Here is a 22,003-nt window from a genome sequence, read left to right on the forward strand (position 1 = left end):
TCTCTCACTCCAATTTATCTTGCTCGCTGTTTATTTTTATTATTTGTCTGTCAAATGCAAAAGCTTTTACAAATAAATTTTTCCCATTATCCCCTATAACCCGCCATGCTGGCGACAATACTTGTGTAGAAGAAGATTGTTGTTGTGAATAATAACCAAACTCTACATCTTTTATATCGCTTCCATTATCGATATAACTATTCATAAATAGCGTATAGATGGCATCCACAGGTCGACTAAGTGCTTCTTTTTCTCCTATTTCTTTAATATTTTCTAGATAAGTTTGGTTATAAGAAACTACTTTATTTTGTTGATTTAAAAAAAAGGTCAACTTCCCATTTGAATTTTGATAAAGCATTTTTTCATTATATTGTTGATAATAAGTTACAGTATTATCTGTTTTTTCCCAGTAACGATATTGATCTCCGTACATAACATGGTGATGAATAAAATCAGTTAAATCCTCTTGTTTAAACGGATCACTAAGACTTATCGGATTTTCTAAAATAGATTGCAGAATATTACCATCAATAATCGTAATCTCTTGTCCTTTTAAAAGTTCCTGTTTCCATTTTTTCACTTCTTCATTACTGAATATTTTGGATTTAGCAGCTAAATACTGATCCTTTAGTCCACTTTTTGACAAAGCACTAGCATTATACGATATATCATTTGAAGCCAATGTATTTTCAACAGAAGCTTCTTCTCGATTATCAAAATGCTGCGATTGTTTCAGATCTGTATATTCATAAATCAAATATATATCAAGAACAAAAAAGGCAATAATAAAGATCGTTTTAATTTTATTCCAATCCAATTTCTTTGCCCCCTAAGTCGCTTGATTCCACTTGATACCATTGATTGTTATATTTATAAAACCAACTCGGCTTTAAATTTATTATATTTTGGGAATCTACTACCATGTCATAGCCAATGGTTACATCCTGCAGCATAGCCTTGTTAAAACCTTTTATCTTCTCTAGATGGTCTTCTACAGCCTTTCCGGGCATTAATGTTGTTGAAGAAGAATCAAGGTCTGTCCAAAATGTACTGAGATCAAGATTGCTTGTATAAAATTTTTTGACGTCATTATTTTCCCACACTACCTGAATTTCAGATATGTTATTATCTAAATTAAAAATCGGATATCCTACAGAAGTATACAACCGAAACATCGTTTGATGCAAACTCTCGTTTTTACTCACATAACGATATTCGTTTATCCAGCCGCCATGTTGATTTACATACTCAATACTATTTTGAATCAACTGATTATTGAATGTTTTATTGGTTGTGACTCCAGAAGGCTTTAAAAAAGAAACAATATGTGTATCTTTATCTATTCGTAAAAGCCCTGTATCATCCGTAAACTCCTCTTTATTGGCAAGCAGACTTTTTTGTACTAAGCTTGGATCGTTGAAAAGTGCTCTTTTCAGTTTAGCAGACTCAATCGTTTCGTATAAGTATTTGTATTTTTTCATTTCACTTTCATTAATCGGCAAGTAGAAAAGATTATCTCCTGACACTTCATAAATAAAATGAACCTTATAAACTGTATTTTCAGCTGTAACATGATTCGTAAATTTTTTCAAATCATCAATATACGATGCTGAAACAATACTTTGATATACTTTTCCATTCGTTCTGGAGATAAAATAGACAATTCCTTCTTGATTTTTTGAAAGATCATAAGAAATAAGCATCGTGTCAAAATCAAATTGATTTTCTTCTTTCACATTTAAAATACTTTTATATAAAGTAAACGGTACCTCAGCAGGAAATCGAATCTCCATACTATGATTTTGCTGCTGAATAAAGGAAGCTACTTGATTGATTTCCATCTTTTTCACATGATGAAAATCCCATTTTTTAATTGTATTCACGACATGATTTATTTCACTCGAAGCAATCGTACCATAATGATCTCCGTTTAAATGCTGGTAAATTTTATCGGGTTTAACAACATCACTAACTTCCTTTTCTAAACCAATTTTCTCAAGTTCTATAGTGGAACCACCCTTTGAAGTCTGATAATTTCCTTGATGTGTCCATAATACATAATATAAAAGGAGGCTTACTAGCACAAGAACCGTTAATATGACAGTTTTTACGTTTTCGTATGTCATACCCAATCATCATCCTCTTCTGATTGAATATAAGGAAGGGTAAAAGAAACCTTTGTTCCTTTTCCTTCTTTACTTGTTGCCCATATTTTTCCACCATGCGCTTCTACCATTTCTTTCGCAATAGCAAGGCCCAGTCCTGTACCGCCAAGTTTTCGCGTCCTTGCTTTATCGACACGATAAAAACGCTCAAATACTTTATCTAAGTTTTCTTTTGGAATTCCGACACCTTTATCTGAAACACTGACAATAATTTGTTTCTCTTGCTCTTTAATTGCGAAAGTTATTTTTCCGCCTTCTGGAGAATACTTTAATGCGTTCGAAATAATATTGTCCAAAACTTGCGTTAATTTATCTTCATCAATTTCCACAAAAGCAGCATGATTTGGCAACTTCCGCTCAAACGTCACATTTTGCTCTTTTGTCAGTTCAAAACGGTCAATAATACGGTTATAGAATACAATAAAATCAACTAACTCCTTATTTAGCTGGTAGTCTCGGCTATCTAGCTTCGACAATTGCAGAAGATCATTGACCAATCGAATCATTCGCTCAGTTTCATTTTGAGTTACCTCTAAAAAGTTAGGCGCTAGTTCTTCATCCTGCCATGCCCCTTCCGATAACGCTTCAACATAGCTTCGCATCGTCGTTAATGGTGTACGCAGCTCATGCGATACATTAGCAACAAATTCTTTGCGCTCCATATCAATTTTTTCCTGCTCGGTAATATCATGCAGTACAGTGATAAGACCGTTGACAAAGCCTGTTTCCTTTTGAATGACTGAAATATTAGCACGAAGGATATACGGTTCATAATGTGTACTATAATCCAAAATAACGGATTCTCTTTCTTCTAACAACTCTTCAAACGTATACTTTCCCTCTAATCCCAGCAAGGTAATAACCGGCTCGGATAATACTGTTTCACGTGAAACATCCAGCATTTTCGCTGCCGGCTCATTAATTAAAATAATTCGTCCTCTTCTATCTGTTGCAATTACTCCATCTGTCATATAAGAAAGAACGGACGAAAGCTTTCTTCGTTCACTTTCTGTTGTAGCCTGTGACTCTTGAAGTTTTTTCGTTAAATTATTAAACGTTATTGCCAATTGCCCAATTTCATCAAAACCGTACACCTTAACTTTTCTAGAAAAATTCCCTTTCGAAAGAGCAAAGGCATGCTTTTGCATATCTGAAATCGGCCTTGTTATCGTTCTAGCCAGCAATACACCTAATATAGCTGTTACTACTAGCGTTATAATCGTTCCCTTTTGGAATATTTGATTGATTTCATCCAGTTGCTTGTATACATTTTCAATTTTTCCAACTAAATAGATTGCCCCGATTGTTTCTCCCCCTTGAGGTTTGATAGGGGTAATCCACACATAAATTCTTTTTTTCGTGTTTTCGTCAATCTTTTTAATAGGTTCAGAAGGTAGTGAAGAAGAATTAGCTAGTGTTCTTCTTACATCGGGATTGATCATTTTTTGTCCTACTAAATTTTGATTTTCTAGATCAGATGTTCCAATAATGATTGAATTACGGTTGACTACTCTAATTTCCTGAATATCGGTGCTGTTATTATCATCGCTTAACAGTCTTTTTACATCATCTTCTAATGTCGGATCCCCATTTTCAATAGACCGCTCTTTTAAAAATTGTTCTTCTAAAGAAATCGATAAAATATTCATTTTATCTTTAATGGATGTTTCAAAGTTATCCTCTAATGTATTTTCTAATGATCCTACAAAATAAACACCAATAATTTGAATAGAAATAAGAATAAGCAATACGATGATCATCACTAACTTTAAATGAATAGATCGAAAAAAACTAACTTTCTTCATCAATTTACTGTTACTCCTGTTCAGGGTTTCTTAAGTAGTAGCCAACACCTCGTCTAGTAACAATCCACGTTGGATGACTCGGGTTATCCTCAATCTTCTCTCTTAATCTTCGTACTGTTACATCTACTGTTCTTACATCTCCATAATAATCATAGCCCCATACTGTTTGCAGCAAATGCTCTCTCGTCATCACTTGTCCAATATGTTTCGCCAAATAATGAAGCAGTTCAAATTCACGATGGGTGAGCTCAATCATTTCTCCTCGTTTCGAAACGATATAAGCATCTGGATGAATCGTTAAAGATCCTACTTCAATTTCATTTGTTTCATTTTCTTCTTCTGCTGTGGATGGAATTTGTTGCTGCCTCCGCAAATTCGCTTTGACACGAGCAATTAACTCTCTTGTACTAAACGGTTTTGTTACATAATCATCTGCTCCAAGCTCGAGTCCAAGCACTTTATCAATTTCGGAGTCTTTTGCAGTCAACATAATAATTGGCATATCATATTTTTTTCGAATTTCCCTGCATACTTCCATACCGTCCCGTTGTGGAAGCATAATATCAAGCAGCACTAAATCTGGATGAATTTCCTCTACCTTTTCAATAGCTGCATTGCCATCATAAACACAATGGACTTCAAAGCCTTCTTTTTTTAAATTAAATTGTAATATATCTGCAATCGGTTTCTCATCATCGACAACTAGAATCTTCTTGTTCATACCATTTTGCTCCTTTATATAAAATATATCTATTGTTATATGTGTATTATTGTTTACTACTACTGTCTACTTTACCATTTTATATTTATATATTCACTTTTTTTCCTTTGACTAACCCTGAAAAGAAGTTCCGCAGCGTGAATACACTACGCTTTCCGCGGGCGAGCGCCGAGCCGCTTCGTCTCTACGCTCCTGCAGGGTCTCGGCTGTCTCGCTTTCCCGCAGGAGTCTTCGTGTATTCACGCTGCTCTGCGCTATAAATGTGGAGACTGCTTCTTTCCATGCACCATGGTGCGAATTTTATTAGCATGGAGGTTCTCTGTTAAACGATACTGTTGCAACGTGATTGACTCGCATCCTGCGAACAAGCACTTGTAAATCCTGTACGTTATATTAGACAATTATCTAAAGCCACTTATTAGCTAAGACTGCTTAATTTTGTTATTAAATGTATAATAACCCTCAAAAGTGAGGGTTATCCATTTGAATTTATTTAACTAGAAAACGACTTGGAACAATTTTTTGCAAGCTTTAAAACAAAAATGAAACTTTTTTGTATTCTAAAACGTCTTTATAGATGAGTTTCATTTTCCTTTACTTTAGGCAAGAGACAGCTTTTTAAATCTTTTTCACTTCTCTTGCCTCTCCTTTTTATATCAAATTATAAATTACTTATTCTTTTAACCCCATACTTATTAACTCTATCATATATTTTTTCCCAAAAAGCTTTTGTCTTTATTTTGTAATGAAATTGTATACGTCTATTAAAAGGAAGCTTATTCTTTTCATATACTTTTTATTACCTTCTGCAAAATAAACTTATCCTTATTTTAACAGGAATCCATTCTATAGTATTCATTTCTATGAAACTAGTATTTGTTTATATTCTACATCCCTATGAAAATCTTAGTAAATACAAAAAAAACGACTATGAGGTTCATAATCGTCTTTGGGAGTGGCTCAGGACGGAATCGAACCGCCGACACAAGGATTTTCAGTCCTTTGCTCTACCAACTGAGCTACTGAGCCATATTAAAATTTATTATCTGTATCTATATACTGCTTTTTCTTCAACCTGATTTTTGTTGATGTTTCTCTCAAGAAGAAAAAAATATATGTAAAATATGCTAGATGCATATAGAAAAAATATGGCGGTCCGGACGGGACTCGAACCCGCGACCTCCTGCGTGACAGGCAGGCATTCTAACCAACTGAACTACCGGACCATATATTTTAAAGTGACCCATACGGGATTCGAACCCGTGTTACCGCCGTGAAAGGGCGGTGTCTTAACCGCTTGACCAATGGGCCAAAATAATAGAAATGGTGAGCCATGGAGGATTCGAACCTCCGACCCTCTGATTAAAAGTCAGATGCTCTACCAACTGAGCTAATGGCTCGTTTTTTTATTTAATGTTTTATCATTTGCGACGCTTCTTATAATAGCACAGGTTTTAAATAATATGCAATACTTTATTTTAATTTTTTTTAAAAAAGTTATTTTAATTCATTTTAAGGCTTATTAGTAGCTTTATTCATTTTCAAGATTTGCATAAAAAATGTCTAAATAAAGGGTCTATGCCCCTTATTTAGACACCCTATCAATTAATTATTTTAGTCTCCAAGGACTATGCACTACATTTGTTTGAGAACGATCTGGTCCTACAGAGAAAATAGAAAGTGGAATACCAGTAAGCTGGGACACTCTTTCTAAGTAATGACGAGCATTTGCTGGAAGCTCACTTAGTGATTTGCAGCCAGTGATATCTTCTGTCCAGCCTGGAAGCTCTTCATAAACTGGCTCACACTGTGCCAGTATTTTTAAGCTGGCAGGGAATTCTTCGATTACTTCCCCGTTATACTTGTATGCTGTACAAATCTTTAATGTTTCAATTCCTGTTAACACGTCAATTGAATTTAAAGAAAGATCTGTTATACCGCTAACTCGGCGAGCATGACGAACAACAACGCTGTCGAACCAGCCAACACGTCTTGGTCTGCCTGTAGTTGTTCCATATTCGCGGCCAACCTCACGAATTTGATTTCCAATTTCATTATCTAATTCTGTTGGGAAAGGTCCGTCTCCAACTCTTGTTGTATAAGCTTTTGATACCCCAACAACATGGTTGATTTTTGATGGACCGACACCTGAACCAATTGTTACTCCACCAGCCACTGGGTTAGAAGAGGTAACGAATGGGTACGTACCTTGGTCAATGTCTAACATAACACCTTGTGCACCTTCAAATAGAACACGACGGCCTTCATCTAATGCATCGTTTAATACAACAGACGTATCGCAAACATACTGCTTGATTTGTTGTCCATATTCATAATACTCATCAAGAATATCTTCAATTTTAAAGCCTTCTGTTTCATAGATGCGCTCTAATAGACGGTTTTTCTCTACTAGATTTCGAGCTAATTTTTCTTCAAAAACTTCTCTGTCTAATAAATCAGCAATACGAATTCCCGTTCTTGCAGCTTTGTCCATATAAGCAGGGCCGATTCCTTTTTTCGTTGTACCGATTTTATTGTCGCCTTTGCTTTCTTCTTCCACTTCATCTAGTTTTAAATGATATGGCAAGATAACATGTGCACGATTGCTGATTCTAAGATTGTCAGTTGTAATACCACGATCATGTAAGTACTTTAATTCAGTAATAATGGCTTTGGGATCAACAACCATTCCATTGCCCACTACACAAATTTTATCACTATAAAAAATCCCAGATGGAATTAAGTGCAATTTATATGTTTCACCATTAAACTTGATTGTATGTCCTGCATTATTACCGCCTTGGTAACGCGCGATCATTTCTGCATTTTCAGATAAAAAGTCTGTAATCTTACCTTTTCCTTCGTCTCCCCATTGTGTTCCTACCACCACTACTGATGACATTATCCGAGCACCTCCAAAGGTTACTATCATATTTTATATACTTAATCAAACATTCCTATTTTATCAATACATTCAGGTAAAAGTCAATCAAACACGAACAATCAAAATAAAAAATATATTTTATGTTCGTAACTACTCTTTTAATATAGTTATTTATTGATTTTTTTCTTATAATCAAAGGATTATTTACAAACTTTTTGACTAGCTTAATTGAACTTGGACAGAGAAAAGGAAGTTCTGCGAGCATTAAAATAGAACTTCCTCTTTACCTAAAGCTGTTTTCTTAAAGTTTGTTTTTTTACGTAAAAAAATGGGAGAAGAAGTACTCAGCAGACGGAATACACGTAGACTCCTGTGGGAATGCGAGAAAGACGAGACCCCACAGGAGCGTATGCGACGAGGAGGCTCGACGCTCGCTAAACGGACGAAGTGTATTCAGGCTGCGAGTTTAAAAGCAACATTCTATACGAAAACTGCCTTATCTAACTATATACTTTCCCAGCTTAAGCGCCAGGTGGTATGGCCCCATCATCAAAACGCCGTTCTAAGTTCACAAATTTATTATATTCTTTCACAAATGCAAGCTGAACAGTGCCAGTCGGGCCATTACGCTGCTTTGCAATTATTATTTCAATAATATTTTTGCTCTCCGATTCTTTATCGTAATAATCATCACGATATAAAAATGCTACAATGTCCGCATCCTGCTCAATACTTCCTGATTCCCGGATATCTGACATCATCGGGCGTTTATCTTGACGCTGCTCTACGCCACGGGATAGCTGTGATAAAGCAATTACAGGCACTTTTAATTCCCGTGCCAACGCTTTTAAGGAACGGGAAATTTCGGAAACTTCCTGTTGTCTGTTTTCTCCTGATCTTCCGCTTCCTAAAATCAATTGCAAGTAATCAATTAAGATCATGCCAAGTCCATGCTCTTGTTTTAAACGACGGCATTTCGAACGAATATCGGTGATTTTGACACCAGGTGTATCATCAATAAAAATACCTGCATTTGATAAGCTCCCCATCGCCATCGTTAGTTTTCCCCAATCATCATCCGTTAAGGAACCTGTCCGAAGACGCTGTGCATCAATATTTCCTTCTGCACAAAGCATACGCATAACCAGCTGCTCAGCCCCCATCTCTAAACTGAATATAGCTACATTTTCTTGCGTTTTTACAGCTACATTTTGTGCAATATTTAGGGCAAATGCTGTTTTACCAACAGAAGGACGGGCCCCAACAATGATAAGATCATTTCGCTGAAATCCTGCAGTCATCTTATCAAGCTCTGCAAAACCTGTTGCGATGCCAGTAATATCCCCACTGCGATTATGCATTTCCTCAATATTATCGTATGTGCGGACCAATACATCTTTTATATTATGAAAGGCACCTGCATTCTTGCGTTGAGCAACTTCTAAGATGCTTTTTTCCGCTTCACTTAGCAGCACTTCCACTTCATCTTCTCGCGTAAATCCATCTTGTGCAATGCCCGTTGCAGTACGAATCAACCTGCGAAGCAATGATTTTTCTTCCACAATTTTTGCGTAATACTCGATATTGGCAGCAGTCGGAACAGAACCCGCCAGCTCACTTAAATAGCTAACGCCCCCTGTGTCTTCCAAGTTCTTGCCTGCAGCAAGCTCTTCCGTTACTGTAATTAAATCCACTGCTTTTCCTTGATCATTCAATTTTAGCATTACAGAGTAAATACGCTGATGAGCACCACGATAAAAATCTTCTGGTATCAGAATTTCAGAAGCCAATGTTAGGCTTTGCGGATCTAAAAAAATCGCTCCTAACACCGCTTGTTCTGCTTCAATATTTTGCGGTGGAACTTTATCTGTTAATAATTCACTCATTTTTAAGAAACCTCCTTTTATAGGAAAAGGGGGCGGAGCTTCGTCTACTTTTATAAAAATAAAAACGAAAGATAGTGTTCTATCGTTTGTTTTTTATCCTTATGAAGGTTGGAGTAGCTTCGCTCACGCCGCCTTTATTAGGTTTGTATCTGCCCTCATTTCCCTTTTTATATGGAAAAGACGAGGTAGGAGTCTCCATTGGAGTTTTGTATGAAAAGGACAATCTATCATAAAACATACTATATCATGTAAATGAAAAAATGTGACCAGCATTACCTGAATCACATTTTTTCAGAACTATTCTATTTTAACATTTTTATAGAGAATTGGTACTTCCAATATTAGCTTAATTCTTTCACATGTACATTAAGTGTTGCTGTTACCTCTTGGTGAAGCTTCACAGGCACTTTTGTATAGCCTAATGTACGAATAGCATCTTGTAATTCAATTTTACGTTTATCGACCTTAATTTGCTGTTTTTTATTTAGTTCTTCTGCTATTTGTTTACTTGTTATGGAACCAAATAGTCTTCCGCCTTCACCAGATTTTGCAGAAAGTTCTACTGTAATTTTTTCCAGCTTTTCTTTTAATTGTTTTGCTTCATTTAATTCTTCAATTGCTAATTTTTCTTCTTTTTTCTTTTGAGCATTTAACGTACTAACTGCACTTGTATTTGCTTCTACAGCCAATCCTTGTTTCAGTAAGAAGTTATGTGCGTATCCATCCGCAACATTTTTTACTTCTCCTTTTTTCCCTTTCCCTTTAACATCTTTTAGAAAAATTACTTTCATTCCATTTTTCTCCCTTCAAAATATTCATCAATCGCACTCTCAAGCCTAGATACAGCTTTATCTATCGTTGTATTGGACAGCTGTGTTGCGGCATTTGTTAAATGACCTCCGCCTTCAAGACTTTCCATAATTAATTGCACGTTTATATCTCCCAATGAACGAGCGCTAATGCTAATAAATCCATCCCCTCTATGGGAAATAACAAAGCTTGCAATTATTCCGTCCATTGTGAGCAGTGTATCTGCCGTTTGTGCAATTAATACGCCATTATATATTTCATTATTTTGGGCTTTTGCTATGGCAATTCCAGGTTTATAGAACTTTACACTTTGAATTAATTTTGCTCGTTTTATATAGTTATCAATATCTTCTTTTAAAAACTTTTGTACGAGTACGGTATCTGCTCCTTGCCCTCTTAAATAAGAAGCAGCATCAAAGGTTCTTGCGCCAGTCCGTAAAGTAAAGCTTTTTGTATCTACAATAATCCCCGCTAATAATGCCGTTGCCTCTAACATATCAATTTTAACATTTTTCGGCTGATATTCCAGTAATTCGGTTACTAGTTCTGCAGTGGAAGAAGCATACGGTTCCATATAAACGAGCAATGGATTTTCAATAAAATCTTCTGCTCTTCTATGGTGATCGATCACGACGACATCTTCAATTTTATGCAGCAAGCGGTCATCAATAACTAACGAAGGCTTATGTGTATCAACAATAACTAATAACGTATCTTCTGTCGCCATTTCTAACGCTTGTTCTGGTGTAATAAATTTTTTATATAAGCTTTCTTGTCTTTTTATTTCTTCTACAAGTCGTTTTACACTGTTATCAATTTCTTGAAAATTCACGACAATAAAGCCTTCTTTTTGATTCATCTGCGCTACTTTTTGGATCCCGATTGCGGCGCCTATTGCATCCATATCAGGATTTTTATGCCCCATTATAATGACTTTGTCTCTTTCAACAATCAATTCCTTCAGCGCATGAGATATTACCCTTGCTCTTACCCTCGTTCGCTTTTCAACTGGATTCGTTTTGCCGCCATAAAACTTTACTTTCCCATTTGTTTGTTTAATGGCAACTTGATCTCCGCCTCTTCCTAAAGCTAAATCAAGACTAGACTGGGCAATTGCTCCTAATTCCGGCAAGGAGGATACACCTGATCCAACCCCAATGCTTAATGTTAATGGAACATTTTGTTTTGACGTCATTTCTCTTACATCATCTAATATCGTAAACTTGCCTTTTTCAAGATTTTGCAAAATATGTTCATTAAAAATCGCTATGAAACGATCAGATGATATTCTTTTTAACAAAACACCATTATCTGTCGCCCATTTATTTAATATGGACGTGACACTATTATTTAAACTGCTTCTTGTTTGATCGTCCATACCTTGGGTTAAATCATCATAATTATCTAGAAATATGGTAGCAATGGCAGTTCGTTCATCTTCATATAATTTCTCAATTTCTGTTTGCTCCGTTACATCAAAAAAATAAAGGAGGCGTTCTTCTCTTTTATGAATAACCCGAAATTTACGTTCATGCAACGTGATAATATCTGTCTCTACTTCTTGTTTTATTAATGGAATGACAGATTCAGCTACATCATACAGTGATCTCCCTAAAAGGGTATCCTCTGTGAAACAAGATGCTAAAAAAGGATTTGTCCACTCGATATAATACTCATCATTTATTAGCATAATCCCGATAGGCATTTCCATTAGCGCCTCTTCTCCTACTTTTTTCACACGGTAGGAGAGGGTCGTTATATATTCTTCTGTTTCCTTCCTTTGTCGAATATCCATTCTTAAAATAAAATAAAAAGGAATAACAGAGAAAACTAACCCTAATAAGGAAAATAGCCAATTATAATAGGAGAGGATACCAAGAAGGATCATTGTAATACCTATTGAACAAATTAACGGATACCTGATTGACCCTTTTTCTAAAAACGCAGGCATATTTTTCAACTCCTAATAACATGTCATTTTATGAGGATGTTCAAAAAGTCATTCAATTAAAGCTTCTAATTTATTACCTTTTTGAACACACATATTAAAATTACTAAACTTGTTTACGATGGAAAAATTTTCTCCAATCTGTTCCTAAATCAATAACCCCTAACATTTTTAATAGAAAAGAAAAGGTTGGATTAAGAAACAAGATAATCGTTACAATGATAGCAATACCTTTTGATACATTATATTGGAAACATACAAAAAAAAGAAAAGATATACCTTGTAGTAAAAGCAATAATTGCAGTATGTAATACATATTCACAAATACAATATATGCAAGGCTGCCTTCTTGTTCGGGAATTAGAAAAGAAATTCCTATCACTACTAAAAAAATCCATAGTATATAGCGAGGTAGCCTCCATGATCTTATAGGCTGCCATGGTTCTGCTTTAATACCGAATCGCTTAATTATGGGAACCGAAACTGCTTGAATTACTAATACAGTAAATATAGCGCCTAATACAAAGATACTTGGAATAATCATTTTAACCATATGAACAGCATCATTTAATTGGGTAATACCTTCTTGAGAAGCCTTCTGATCAAACATTTTCATTATAGATTGACTTTGATCAAGTGCTTCTTTTTGTAGTTGCATCGTTTCTTGAATATAATCAATCTGAAAAAAAAGAACAGAAATCCAGTAAAATAAAACAAGATTAATGAAAAGCGCAAAAGATGCCCCTAAAATCATTCTAATTCTGCTTTTATTTCTTATGATATAATCCCCTAATATGATCCCCGTTATTCCATAGAAAACGGTTAGTGGAATAGCATATACAGACCCTGCGATAAAGGATAGGAAAATAGCTGCAATAAAAAAAAGCCCTGTTGCTTTTCGATTAAATCTTCCTCTAAATAAAATAAAAGGAAGAGCTAAAAACAAGTTTGTTACAATATTAAGAACTGGTATGTAAAGGGTAATAAAAAGCAGTACAGTGTATATAGCTAATAAAACTGCACCTTCAGTTATTATTCTTGTTTTCCTCATCTACACCTTCCCCTCTGCTATATACATATTCTACTATCTTATAGCTATTCATTCAATCTTTCCTTATTTTTCGTAATCTATATCGGTATATCACGTTTTCTATAAATTTAACAAATCATATTCGGCAATACAGTTAAATGAAAAGAACATCCTGAATAAAGAAAGGGCTGTTTTCGTATAGATTGTTGCTTTTAAACTCGCAGCCTGCATACCCTTCGCTTTCCGTGGGTGAGCGTCAAGCCTCCTCGTCGCATTCGCTGAGGCCACTGAAAAAGTGAATGCTATAAAATATAGGTAGTGACAATCCAAGCAACGCAGAGGTTTTCGTTCGGTTTTCCGAGGCTTACCACACGCTTTCCGCGGGGCGAGTGCCGAGCCGCTTCGTCGCTACGCTCCTGCAGGGTCTCGCCTATCTCGCTAATCCCGCAGGAGTCGTGTGGACGCCTCTCCTAACCAAAATGATGGTCGTTTTCAAACTCTCTATACCATTTTTACCCTAATAAATTTAAGTGTTTCACCTATCATTTATCTAATTAAACACTTTTTCAGTGCCGTCGTATACGCTCCTGCGGGGTCTCGTCTTTCTCGCATTCCCACAGGAGTCTACGTGTATTCAGTCTGCTGAGTACTTCTTCTCCCATTTTTTGTAAAAAAAAACAAATTTTGAGAAAGCAACCAAAAGGAAAGAACATTCTATTGGATAAAGAAGTTGAATAAAAAAACACTCATTTTACAATGAGTGTTTTTTGTATCGTATTATTCACCAGATACATATGGTAATAAAGCCATAGTACGTGCACGTTTAATAGCAATCGTTAATTTACGTTGATATTTAGCACTAGTACCTGTTACACGACGAGGTAAAATTTTACCGCGCTCAGAAATGAATTTTTTTAGAAGATCTACATCTTTATAATCGATGTGCGTGATGCCGTTAGATGTAAAGAAACAAACTTTACGACGTTTTGCACGTCCACCTCTGCGTCCTCCCATTGCCATGTGGTTTCCCTCCTTTTTCATTTAAATTTCCGGACTACTTAGAATGGTAAATCATCATCTGAAATATCGATTTGACCGCTATTTGCAAATGGATCTTCATCCACTCTTGTATAGTCTTGGTTGTTTCGATTATTTTGAGGTCGCTGATTCTGATAATTATTGGATCCAAAAGGATTATCTTGATCTCTTGGGGCACCATAATTCATGTTGTCATTTCTATTATTTCCAGAACTATTTCTAGGTTCAAGGAATTGTACGCTTTCCGCTTGAACTTCTGTAATATAGACTCGCTTACCGTCTTGTCCCTCATAACTGCGAGTTTGAATTCTTCCGTCTACTCCTGCTAAACTTCCCTTTTTCAAGAAATTCGCCACATTTTCAGCCGGTTTTCTCCAAATAACACAGTTAATAAAGTCCGCTTCTCTTTCCCCTTGTTGATTCGTAAAAGTACGGTTCACCGCAAGTGTAAAAGATGCCACAGCTACTCCATTAGGTGTGTATCGCAAATCAGGATCTTTCGTCAAACGGCCAACAAGAACTACACGATTCATCATCAGTCTCAACTCCCTTCTCACTTGTATGTTTCACGTGAAACATAACAACATTTATTTATATATTATTTAACTTCTTCTTTAATTACGATATGGCGAATGATATCTTCGTTGATTTTTGCTAAACGAGAGAATTCTTCAACAGCAACTGGTGCAGCGTTCACTTTCACTAGTTGGTAGTATCCATCGCGGAAATCATTGATTTCGTATGCAAGGCGACGTTTACCCCACTCTTTTGCTTCAGCTACCTCCGCTCCATTATCAGCAAGGATGCCGTTAAAACGCTCGATAAGAGCTTTTTTCGCTTCATCTTCAATATTTGGACGGATGATGTACATAATTTCGTACTTTTTCATCACTTTCACCTCCTTTTGGTCTAAACGGCCCAATTGGGCAAGGAGCAATTAAACATTACTCACAAGAACAAATTATAACATAGTAAATAGACATTAGCAATGAAGCAACTTAAAATTATAATAAATTTCATAATTGTTTTTCCTATTAATGTGTGTTCAAAAAGGTAACAAATTAGAAGCAAGAAGGTCGAGGCGGCTTAGCTTTGAGCAACAGAACGTATGCAATTCGATACGTGAGTAGCGGAAAAGCAAGCCAACGAAGAGATTCTCCGCTTATCATTTGGTGCCTTTTTGAACATCCTCTATTATTTCAAAACAAACAATAAATATGAAACGTAAGGATCCTTTTATACGTAAAAAGAAAAGGAGTAAAAATATCATCACTGGAGGGATTATTTTTGGAGGGAACAACTAGGATTGCAATTATTGGGGGAACGGGTAAAGTAGGTCGTTACCTTGCGAAAAAAGCAGTAGAAAATGGCTTCAAAGTTCGTATGCTTGTTAGAAATCCAGATAAAGTAGCATTTCGTGATGAAAAAATAGAGATTATTAGTGGAGATGCTCAAAACCTTCAGTCTATTCGCACTTTGCTTGAAGGTTGTTCGATTGTCATTAATACGCTTGGACAACCTGTAAAGGAGATGCCAATATACAGCAGTGTAACGCAAACGATCATTACCACCATGAAAGAATATAGAATTAGCAGATACATCGGCGTTACAGGAGCGTCTCTTACATTAAAAAGTGACAACAAATCATTCATCAATACAATAGGAGCAAAAGCGTTTGAAATTTTATTCCCTAAGATGATGAAGGATAAAAGAAACGAGCTTGACCTGCTAATAAATAGTGACATTGATTGGACAATCGTGCGATTACCATTTGTAGGGGAAGGTCCGGAAACCAGTATTATCAAGGAACATTTAACAGACATGCCAGGAAGAAATATTTCTAATGCAGATATAGCTAGATTCCTCATCAGTCAGATTAATGAAAAGAAATATATAAGGAAAACTCCTTTTATCTCAAACTGACACACAAGATAACGAGATCGACATTTTATTATAATATTTATTGTAAACAAAGAAGCAGCTATATAAACTGAAATTCAGACTGCCGAAAAACCTTCGACAGTCTTTCTTGAGTTTAGGCATATTTTGTATTTATTATTAAATTAGTTGCAATAACTTCACTATAATCTACTAATAAACGATCTAAAATCACATCCCAGGATTTTGTTAACGCATATGTTCTAGCTTCCATTCCCATCATTAAACGTTCATCATCATTTATTAATAAATCATTGATAGCACTAGTAAAATCATCTGCATTGCCTTTTTCGCATATTTTCCCCGTTCTATTGTCCTCCACTATCTCTGCCACGCCACCAGCGTTCGCTACAACGGCAGGGGTTCCACATGCTAGTGATTCTAATACGACATTTCCAAATGTTTCTGTATAGGAAGGGAAAACAAAAAGGTCGGCACCTGCATATATTCTCGCCAATTCCTCTCCTCTTATATAACCAGTCAACGTAATATTTTTTTGAGCAATGGCTTTTTCTTTCCATTCTTCCATATTTGGTCCATCCCCGACCATTAACCAATGAACGTTTTGATTTAAATGAACAGGCATTTTCTCCATAACTGCAGATAATGTTTTTAAATCTTTTTCTGGAGCCAATCTGCCTACATATAAAAGAATATATTTTTCCTTTATATTATATCTTTTTCTTATATAATCACTTGCATTTATTATTGGTTTAAATTGCTGACAATCTATGCCTCTTCCCCAAATTTTTAAAGAATTAAATCCTTGTGATTGTAATTTTTCCATTGTTTCTTTACTCGGTACAAATATTTTTTCTGTAGAATGGTGGAACCACTTTAAATACTTCCATAGAAGAGGAGATAACCAGGCAACTCGGTAATATTTAAGATATTGATCAAAATGTGTATGATAAGACGAAACAACAGGAATATTTAATTTTTTTGCAGCAAATAAACCATATAACCCCATCGTATAAGGTGTAGCGAGATGGATAAGATCAGGCTTGAATTTATGCAGATTATTTTCTATTTTTCTAGGACTAGTAATGACTGTTCGGCACTCAGGATAGAGAAAAAGTGGAAGGCTAGGAAATTGATGGATATTAGGGTATGTAGAGGAATCATTGATATCAGGAGAGTATATTTGGTATAAAATTTCATTTTTTTCAAAATGATTCGTCAATCTTTTTAACGTCTGTGCCACCCCGTTTACTTGTGGAAAATAAGTGTCTGAAAAAATAGCGATTTTCAAATGAATCGCTCCCTTCATTTTTCATAAACTTTTATCCCTTAAAATGTACCACTTCTATACTAAATTAATGTAAATTAAATGTAAAAAAAACGAAAAGCGGAAGTGCCTTGCTCAGCCCCGAAGAAAAATGTTCTCTTGACTCAAAAAGTGTTTTTTACTTTTCGCTCTTTTCATATAGATTGTTGTTAGTTAACCCGCAGCCTGAATACACTTCGCTTTCCGCGGACGAGTGCCAAGCCTCCTCGTCGCTATGCTCCTGTGGGGTCTCGTCTTTCTCGCTTTTCCCGCAGGAGTCTACGTGTATTCAGGCTGCTCAGTGCTTCAGTCATGTTTATTATTTTATTCAAAAACACCAAACTTTTAGAAAAATAAAAAAAAGTTGCCATTTATGATAAAAATGACAACTTTTTTAAATGATTATACGTTAAAGCGGAAGTGAATGATATCTCCATCTTTTACAATATATTCTTTTCCTTCAAGACGAACTTTACCAGCTTCTTTTGCAGCAACCATATTGCTGCTTGCTAATAAATCATCGTATGAAACAGTTTCCGCACGGATAAATCCTCTTTCAAAGTCGGAATGAATAATTCCTGCACATTGAGGTGCCTTCATGCCTTGAACAAATGTCCATGCACGAACCTCTTGTACACCAGCTGTAAAATAAGTAGCTAAGCCTAGTAGGTGGTAGGCAGCACGAATCAACTGATCTAAACCTGATTCCTCAATTCCTAGTTCTTCAAGGAACATTTCTTTTTCTTCGCCTTCAAGCTCTGCAATTTCTTCTTCTATTTTTGCGCAAATTACAATCACTTCAGCATTTTCATTGGCAGCAAATTCTTTTACTCGTTGCACATATTCATTGTTTTCTACGTCAGAAATTTCATCTTCGCCAACGTTTGCAACATAAAGAACCGGTTTAATCGTTAATAGATGCAAGCCTTTTGCAATCTTAGTTTGTTCTTCCGTAAATTCTACTGTTCTTGCAGGCTTTTCTTCTTCAAATGCTGCTTTCAGCTGTTCTAACACATCAAGCTCTGCCATTGCATCCTTGTCTTTTTGTTTCGCCATTTTTCCAACACGGGCAATTCTTTTTTCAACAGATTCTAAGTCTGCAAGAATCAATTCTAAATTAATCGTTTCAATATCAGAAATCGGGTCTACTTTTCCAGATACATGGGTAATATTATCATCAGCAAAACAACGAACAACTTGACAAATCGCATCCACTTCGCGAATATGGGATAAAAATTTATTGCCAAGACCTTCTCCTTTACTTGCTCCTTTTACAATCCCAGCAATATCCGTAAATTCAAAAGTTGTTGGCACCGTTTTTTTCGGTTGTACTAATTCTGTTAATTTTGTTAAACGCTGATCCGGTACTTCTACAATTCCAACATTCGGATCTATTGTACAAAACGGATAGTTAGCTGATTCAGCTCCCGCTTGTGTGATTGCATTAAATAATGTTGATTTACCAACGTTTGGTAATCCTACTATTCCAGCAGTTAATGCCATACTGTCACTCCCCTATATAAATTTCTAATTGACGAACATTAGAAAGTAATCTCCATTTACTAATAAACCTTTAACAATTATAGATTCAACACATCAAAAAGACAAGTAGCCCTTCAAAGAACACACTTAATTAAAACGTATTTCAGGTTTTATCTTTCAAAAAGGCTCTGGTAAACTTGCCTGTTGATTTCCTCTTGCGGGCGGTCCGGGAGCTTCCTCGGCGCTGTGCGCCTGTGGGGTCTCACTTTGACTCGCTTTTCCCGCAGGAGTCTCACGCCTTCCGCTCCAATCGACAATTAGCTTTAACACAGCCTACAAAAAAAGCATGAATCATTGTTCATGCTTTACTAATACCTTCTTCATTTTCCTAGAAAATTCTTTTCTTGGAATGAGAACGCTATGGTCGCATCCTTCACATTTAATTCTTATATCCATGCCCATGCGAATGATTTTCCAACGATTTGTACCGCATGGATGTGCCTTTTTCATTTCTACTATATCATTAATTCCATACTCTTTCGGCTCCATATTCCCTCCTAGTTACTTGCTAGTCTCCGGTTTAGAATACATAACTAATCTTGGCAAAGGACTTTCTATTCCATTTTCATCTAATACTGCTTTTATTTCTTTTCTTAAAATTCTTGCAACACCAATTTGCTGCGCCGGTAAAGTTTCTGCCACAACTCGAAGAACTATTTCCGTTGCTTGTATATTTTGAATACCTAAAAGCTCTGGTGTTCCGACAATTTGTTCATATTTTTCTTCTAATGTTGCTAAACGTTCTCGAATCACTTTTTCAGCTTTATTTATATCTCCTTGATAAGCAATACTTACATCTACTACAGCACGACTATTATTAACGGAGAAGTTTGTTACTTCCACTATACTACCATTTGGTAAAATATTCACTTCTCCCGTATAGCTTTTTATTTTTGTCGTACGCAGCCCAATTTCTTCGACTGTTCCTTCAAATGTGCCGACTCTAACATAATCCCCTACAGAAAACTGATCTTCAAATATAATGAAAAAACCAGTAATAATGTCTTTTACTAAACTTTGGGCACCAAAACCAACAGCTAGACCAACTATTCCGGCACCAGCTAATAAAGCCTGTACATTAATACCAAATATAGACAGAATCGTCATTGCTGAAATAAAGTACACTACATATGTTAACGTATTTTCTAATAGTTTAACTAAAGTAGCTTCCCGTCTTTCGGTAATGCGAATAGCAGAATGTGGACGTACTTTAAAGATATTTTTTATTGCTAATTTACCTAATTTTATTAAAATGGTGCTTACAATAAGAATAATAACGAGTTTTAGTGCACCTTTGCCTATATTCATCCAAATTTTTTCATCTGTAATTAAATCTATGCTATCAGAAACTAGTTTTTCCACCTTGTACACCTCTTTTTCTGTTCTTTTGTCTGCTAATATATTTGGCTGTTTTCGTAAAGATTGTAGCTTTTAAACTCGCAGCCCGAATACACTTCGCTTTCCGTGGGCGAGCGTCGAGCCTCCTCGTCGCATACGCTCCTGTGGGGTCTCGTCTTTCTCGCATTCCCACAGGAGTCTACGTGTATTCAGTCTGCTGAGTACTTCTTCTCCCATTTTTTTACGTAAAAAACAACAAACTTTGAGAATACAGCCTTATATTTTGTAAGATGTAGCATTTTTATTAATATAGGCTCTGTTAAACTACAATGTTGATATTCGCGAGAATCCTCTTCTGCGGACGATCTATCTAATCAATCTATCTAAAAAACAACACTAAAATATAACAGAGCCTTACTATAAATAAATTGTATAGTAAAATACGTGTTCAAAAAGGGGGGATAATCAGAGCGAAGAAGAGATTCGACCGCTATGGATCCTGGACTTTTTGAACAATCTATAAAACAAATTTATTTTAACAGGTTTTAGACAGACTTTGTAGTAATAATATAAGAAGGGACTAAATACTTACTTATCTTCCAACTCCCCCAACTTTTTCCCCTTTTCTAACCGAATTACTACTGTATACGTATAGAATACATCATATTTCCGTATACTGATAGTACGATAATTATTTGAGAACCGTCTCCATAATAAAGTTCTATTTAAGTTAGATTGCCGAACCTTATTTTAGTCTGATGTGATAAAGGAGTAGATCTAATGGACATATATTCCAATCTTTTCGAAAAAAATGAACTACCAGTTAGAATTGCTTATAATGAACAATTAGCTTCTTATAAACTTGCAGACTCTTTATCTAAGCATTTACCACTCGTGACATCAAATCAACCAATTGTATTTATTTGTATTGGGACAGATCGATCTACTGGAGATTCATTAGGTCCACTTATCGGTACTTTATTAAGTGAAAAAAATATTACTCCTTTTAACGTTTATGGTACATTAGATGATCCGATACATGCTCTTAATCTAGAAGAACGCATAAAAGAGATTTACCACCTTCATGAAAACCCTTTTATTATCGGCATAGACGCTTGTTTAGGAAGAATGAAAAGTGTTGGAATGATTCAAATCGGAGACGGACCGGTAAAGCCTGGAAGCGGTGTAAAAAAAGAACTTCCACCTGTTGGTCATATCCATATAACAGGCATCGTTAATATTAGCGGCTTTATGGAATTTTTAGTATTACAAAATACTAGATTAAGTTTAGTTTTAAACATGGCTAAAATCATTTCAAAAGGGATATATCATACTAGTTTACGATATATGACCACAACTGATCTAACAGAGTACCCCCTTAAAGAACGACCAGTTTAAGTTGCAAATTTTTTAACATATCCACTATTTAGAAAAAATAAAATAAGACCTCCACTCCGCAAATTCTTCGTATAAGAAAACTATAACAAGAATTTGAACAGTGGAAGTCACACCTTATAAGAAAAGCGCAGGCGCCTTGAACAGCCCCGAAGAAAAATGTTCTCTTGACTCAAAAGTGTTTTTTACTTTTAGAGGCACGAGGTTATCTTTCACAGGGGCTAGGCGCCGGAGCT

General features: G+C 35.7%; 18 protein-coding genes and 4 tRNA genes. 2 read left to right on the top strand and 20 right to left on the bottom strand.

Going from position 1 to position 22,003, the window contains the following annotated elements:
* Positions 1–4: 4 nt before the first annotated feature.
* From ACTYA4_RS12955 to rpsF, 16 genes are all read right to left on the bottom strand, one after another.
* Positions 5–817, bottom strand: a complete 813-nt coding sequence (locus tag ACTYA4_RS12955; RefSeq protein WP_443482747.1) for a two-component system regulatory protein YycI — start codon at positions 815–817, stop codon at positions 5–7.
* Positions 804–2,126: a YycH family regulatory protein gene (locus tag ACTYA4_RS12960; RefSeq protein WP_443482748.1), complete on the bottom strand. Its 1,323-nt coding sequence runs from the start codon at positions 2,124–2,126 to the stop codon at positions 804–806. Before ACTYA4_RS12960 ends, ACTYA4_RS12955 begins: the two co-directional genes overlap by 14 nt.
* Positions 2,123–3,970: a cell wall metabolism sensor histidine kinase WalK gene (gene walK, locus ACTYA4_RS12965; RefSeq protein WP_443482758.1), complete on the bottom strand. Its 1,848-nt coding sequence runs from the start codon at positions 3,968–3,970 to the stop codon at positions 2,123–2,125. The genes ACTYA4_RS12960 and walK overlap by 4 nt, the downstream gene beginning before the upstream one ends.
* 10 nt (positions 3,971–3,980) lie before the next feature.
* Positions 3,981–4,691, bottom strand: a complete 711-nt coding sequence (gene yycF, locus ACTYA4_RS12970) for a response regulator YycF (RefSeq protein ID WP_443482749.1) — start codon at positions 4,689–4,691, stop codon at positions 3,981–3,983.
* 956 nt (positions 4,692–5,647) lie between these two features.
* Positions 5,648–5,720: transfer RNA gene (locus tag ACTYA4_RS12975), tRNA-Phe, on the bottom strand.
* Between the two features lie 120 nt (positions 5,721–5,840).
* A tRNA-Asp gene (locus tag ACTYA4_RS12980) sits at positions 5,841–5,917 on the bottom strand.
* Positions 5,918–5,930: 13 nt separating this feature from the next.
* Positions 5,931–6,002 (bottom strand) — tRNA-Glu (locus ACTYA4_RS12985).
* A 13-nt stretch (positions 6,003–6,015) separates the two neighbouring features.
* Positions 6,016–6,091: transfer RNA gene (locus ACTYA4_RS12990), tRNA-Lys, on the bottom strand.
* Between the two features lie 209 nt (positions 6,092–6,300).
* The gene (locus ACTYA4_RS12995) at positions 6,301–7,593 is read right to left on the bottom strand and encodes an adenylosuccinate synthase (protein ID WP_443482750.1); all 1,293 of its coding nucleotides are present in this window, start codon (positions 7,591–7,593) and stop codon (positions 6,301–6,303) included.
* Between the two features lie 503 nt (positions 7,594–8,096).
* Positions 8,097–9,461 carry a replicative DNA helicase gene (gene dnaB, locus ACTYA4_RS13000; RefSeq protein ID WP_443482751.1) on the bottom strand — a complete coding sequence of 455 codons (1,365 nt, stop codon included), beginning with the start codon at positions 9,459–9,461 and terminating at the stop codon, positions 8,097–8,099.
* Between the two features lie 341 nt (positions 9,462–9,802).
* Positions 9,803–10,252: a 50S ribosomal protein L9 gene (gene rplI / locus ACTYA4_RS13005; protein ID WP_443482752.1), complete on the bottom strand. Its 450-nt coding sequence runs from the start codon at positions 10,250–10,252 to the stop codon at positions 9,803–9,805.
* Complete coding sequence (locus ACTYA4_RS13010) at positions 10,249–12,222, bottom strand: DHH family phosphoesterase (protein WP_443482753.1); 1,974 nt, start codon at positions 12,220–12,222, stop codon at positions 10,249–10,251. The genes rplI and ACTYA4_RS13010 overlap by 4 nt, the downstream gene beginning before the upstream one ends.
* Before the next feature lie 103 nt (positions 12,223–12,325).
* Entirely contained in the window at positions 12,326–13,270 is a 945-nt protein-coding gene (locus ACTYA4_RS13015) for a YybS family protein (RefSeq protein WP_443482754.1), read from the bottom strand.
* A 756-nt stretch (positions 13,271–14,026) separates the two neighbouring features.
* Positions 14,027–14,263: a 30S ribosomal protein S18 gene (rpsR, locus tag ACTYA4_RS13020; protein WP_443483431.1), complete on the bottom strand. Its 237-nt coding sequence runs from the start codon at positions 14,261–14,263 to the stop codon at positions 14,027–14,029.
* A 44-nt stretch (positions 14,264–14,307) separates the two neighbouring features.
* Entirely contained in the window at positions 14,308–14,823 is a 516-nt protein-coding gene (gene ssb / locus ACTYA4_RS13025) for a single-stranded DNA-binding protein (protein ID WP_443483432.1), read from the bottom strand.
* 62 nt (positions 14,824–14,885) lie between these two features.
* Positions 14,886–15,176: a 30S ribosomal protein S6 gene (rpsF, locus tag ACTYA4_RS13030; RefSeq protein WP_443483433.1), complete on the bottom strand. Its 291-nt coding sequence runs from the start codon at positions 15,174–15,176 to the stop codon at positions 14,886–14,888.
* Positions 15,177–15,574: 398 nt separating this feature from the next.
* On the opposite strand from rpsF, the gene ACTYA4_RS13035 reads away from it, so the two are divergent.
* Positions 15,575–16,210: an NAD(P)-dependent oxidoreductase gene (locus tag ACTYA4_RS13035; RefSeq protein WP_443483434.1), complete on the top strand. Its 636-nt coding sequence runs from the start codon at positions 15,575–15,577 to the stop codon at positions 16,208–16,210.
* Positions 16,211–16,322: 112 nt separating this feature from the next.
* Here the strand turns inward: ACTYA4_RS13035 and ACTYA4_RS13040 are convergent, their stop codons facing one another.
* The 4 genes from ACTYA4_RS13040 to ACTYA4_RS13055 all read right to left on the bottom strand — a co-directional run bounded on the left by ACTYA4_RS13040 (position 16,323) and on the right by ACTYA4_RS13055 (position 20,405).
* Positions 16,323–17,477 (bottom strand): glycosyltransferase family 4 protein, encoded by a 1,155-nt coding sequence (locus ACTYA4_RS13040; RefSeq protein ID WP_443483435.1) that lies wholly within the window; start codon positions 17,475–17,477, stop codon positions 16,323–16,325.
* 417 nt (positions 17,478–17,894) lie between these two features.
* The gene (ychF, locus tag ACTYA4_RS13045) at positions 17,895–18,995 is read right to left on the bottom strand and encodes a redox-regulated ATPase YchF (protein WP_443483436.1); all 1,101 of its coding nucleotides are present in this window, start codon (positions 18,993–18,995) and stop codon (positions 17,895–17,897) included.
* A gap of 330 nt (positions 18,996–19,325) precedes the next feature.
* The gene (locus ACTYA4_RS13050) at positions 19,326–19,523 is read right to left on the bottom strand and encodes a DUF951 domain-containing protein (RefSeq protein WP_443483437.1); all 198 of its coding nucleotides are present in this window, start codon (positions 19,521–19,523) and stop codon (positions 19,326–19,328) included.
* Positions 19,524–19,535: 12 nt separating this feature from the next.
* Entirely contained in the window at positions 19,536–20,405 is an 870-nt protein-coding gene (locus ACTYA4_RS13055) for a mechanosensitive ion channel family protein (protein ID WP_443483438.1), read from the bottom strand.
* 747 nt (positions 20,406–21,152) lie between these two features.
* On the opposite strand from ACTYA4_RS13055, the gene yyaC reads away from it, so the two are divergent.
* Positions 21,153–21,770: a spore protease YyaC gene (gene yyaC, locus ACTYA4_RS13060; protein WP_443483439.1), complete on the top strand. Its 618-nt coding sequence runs from the start codon at positions 21,153–21,155 to the stop codon at positions 21,768–21,770.
* Positions 21,771–22,003 lie beyond the last annotated feature (233 nt).

The sequence above is a fragment of the Niallia yueguangensis genome (assembly GCF_052663115.1).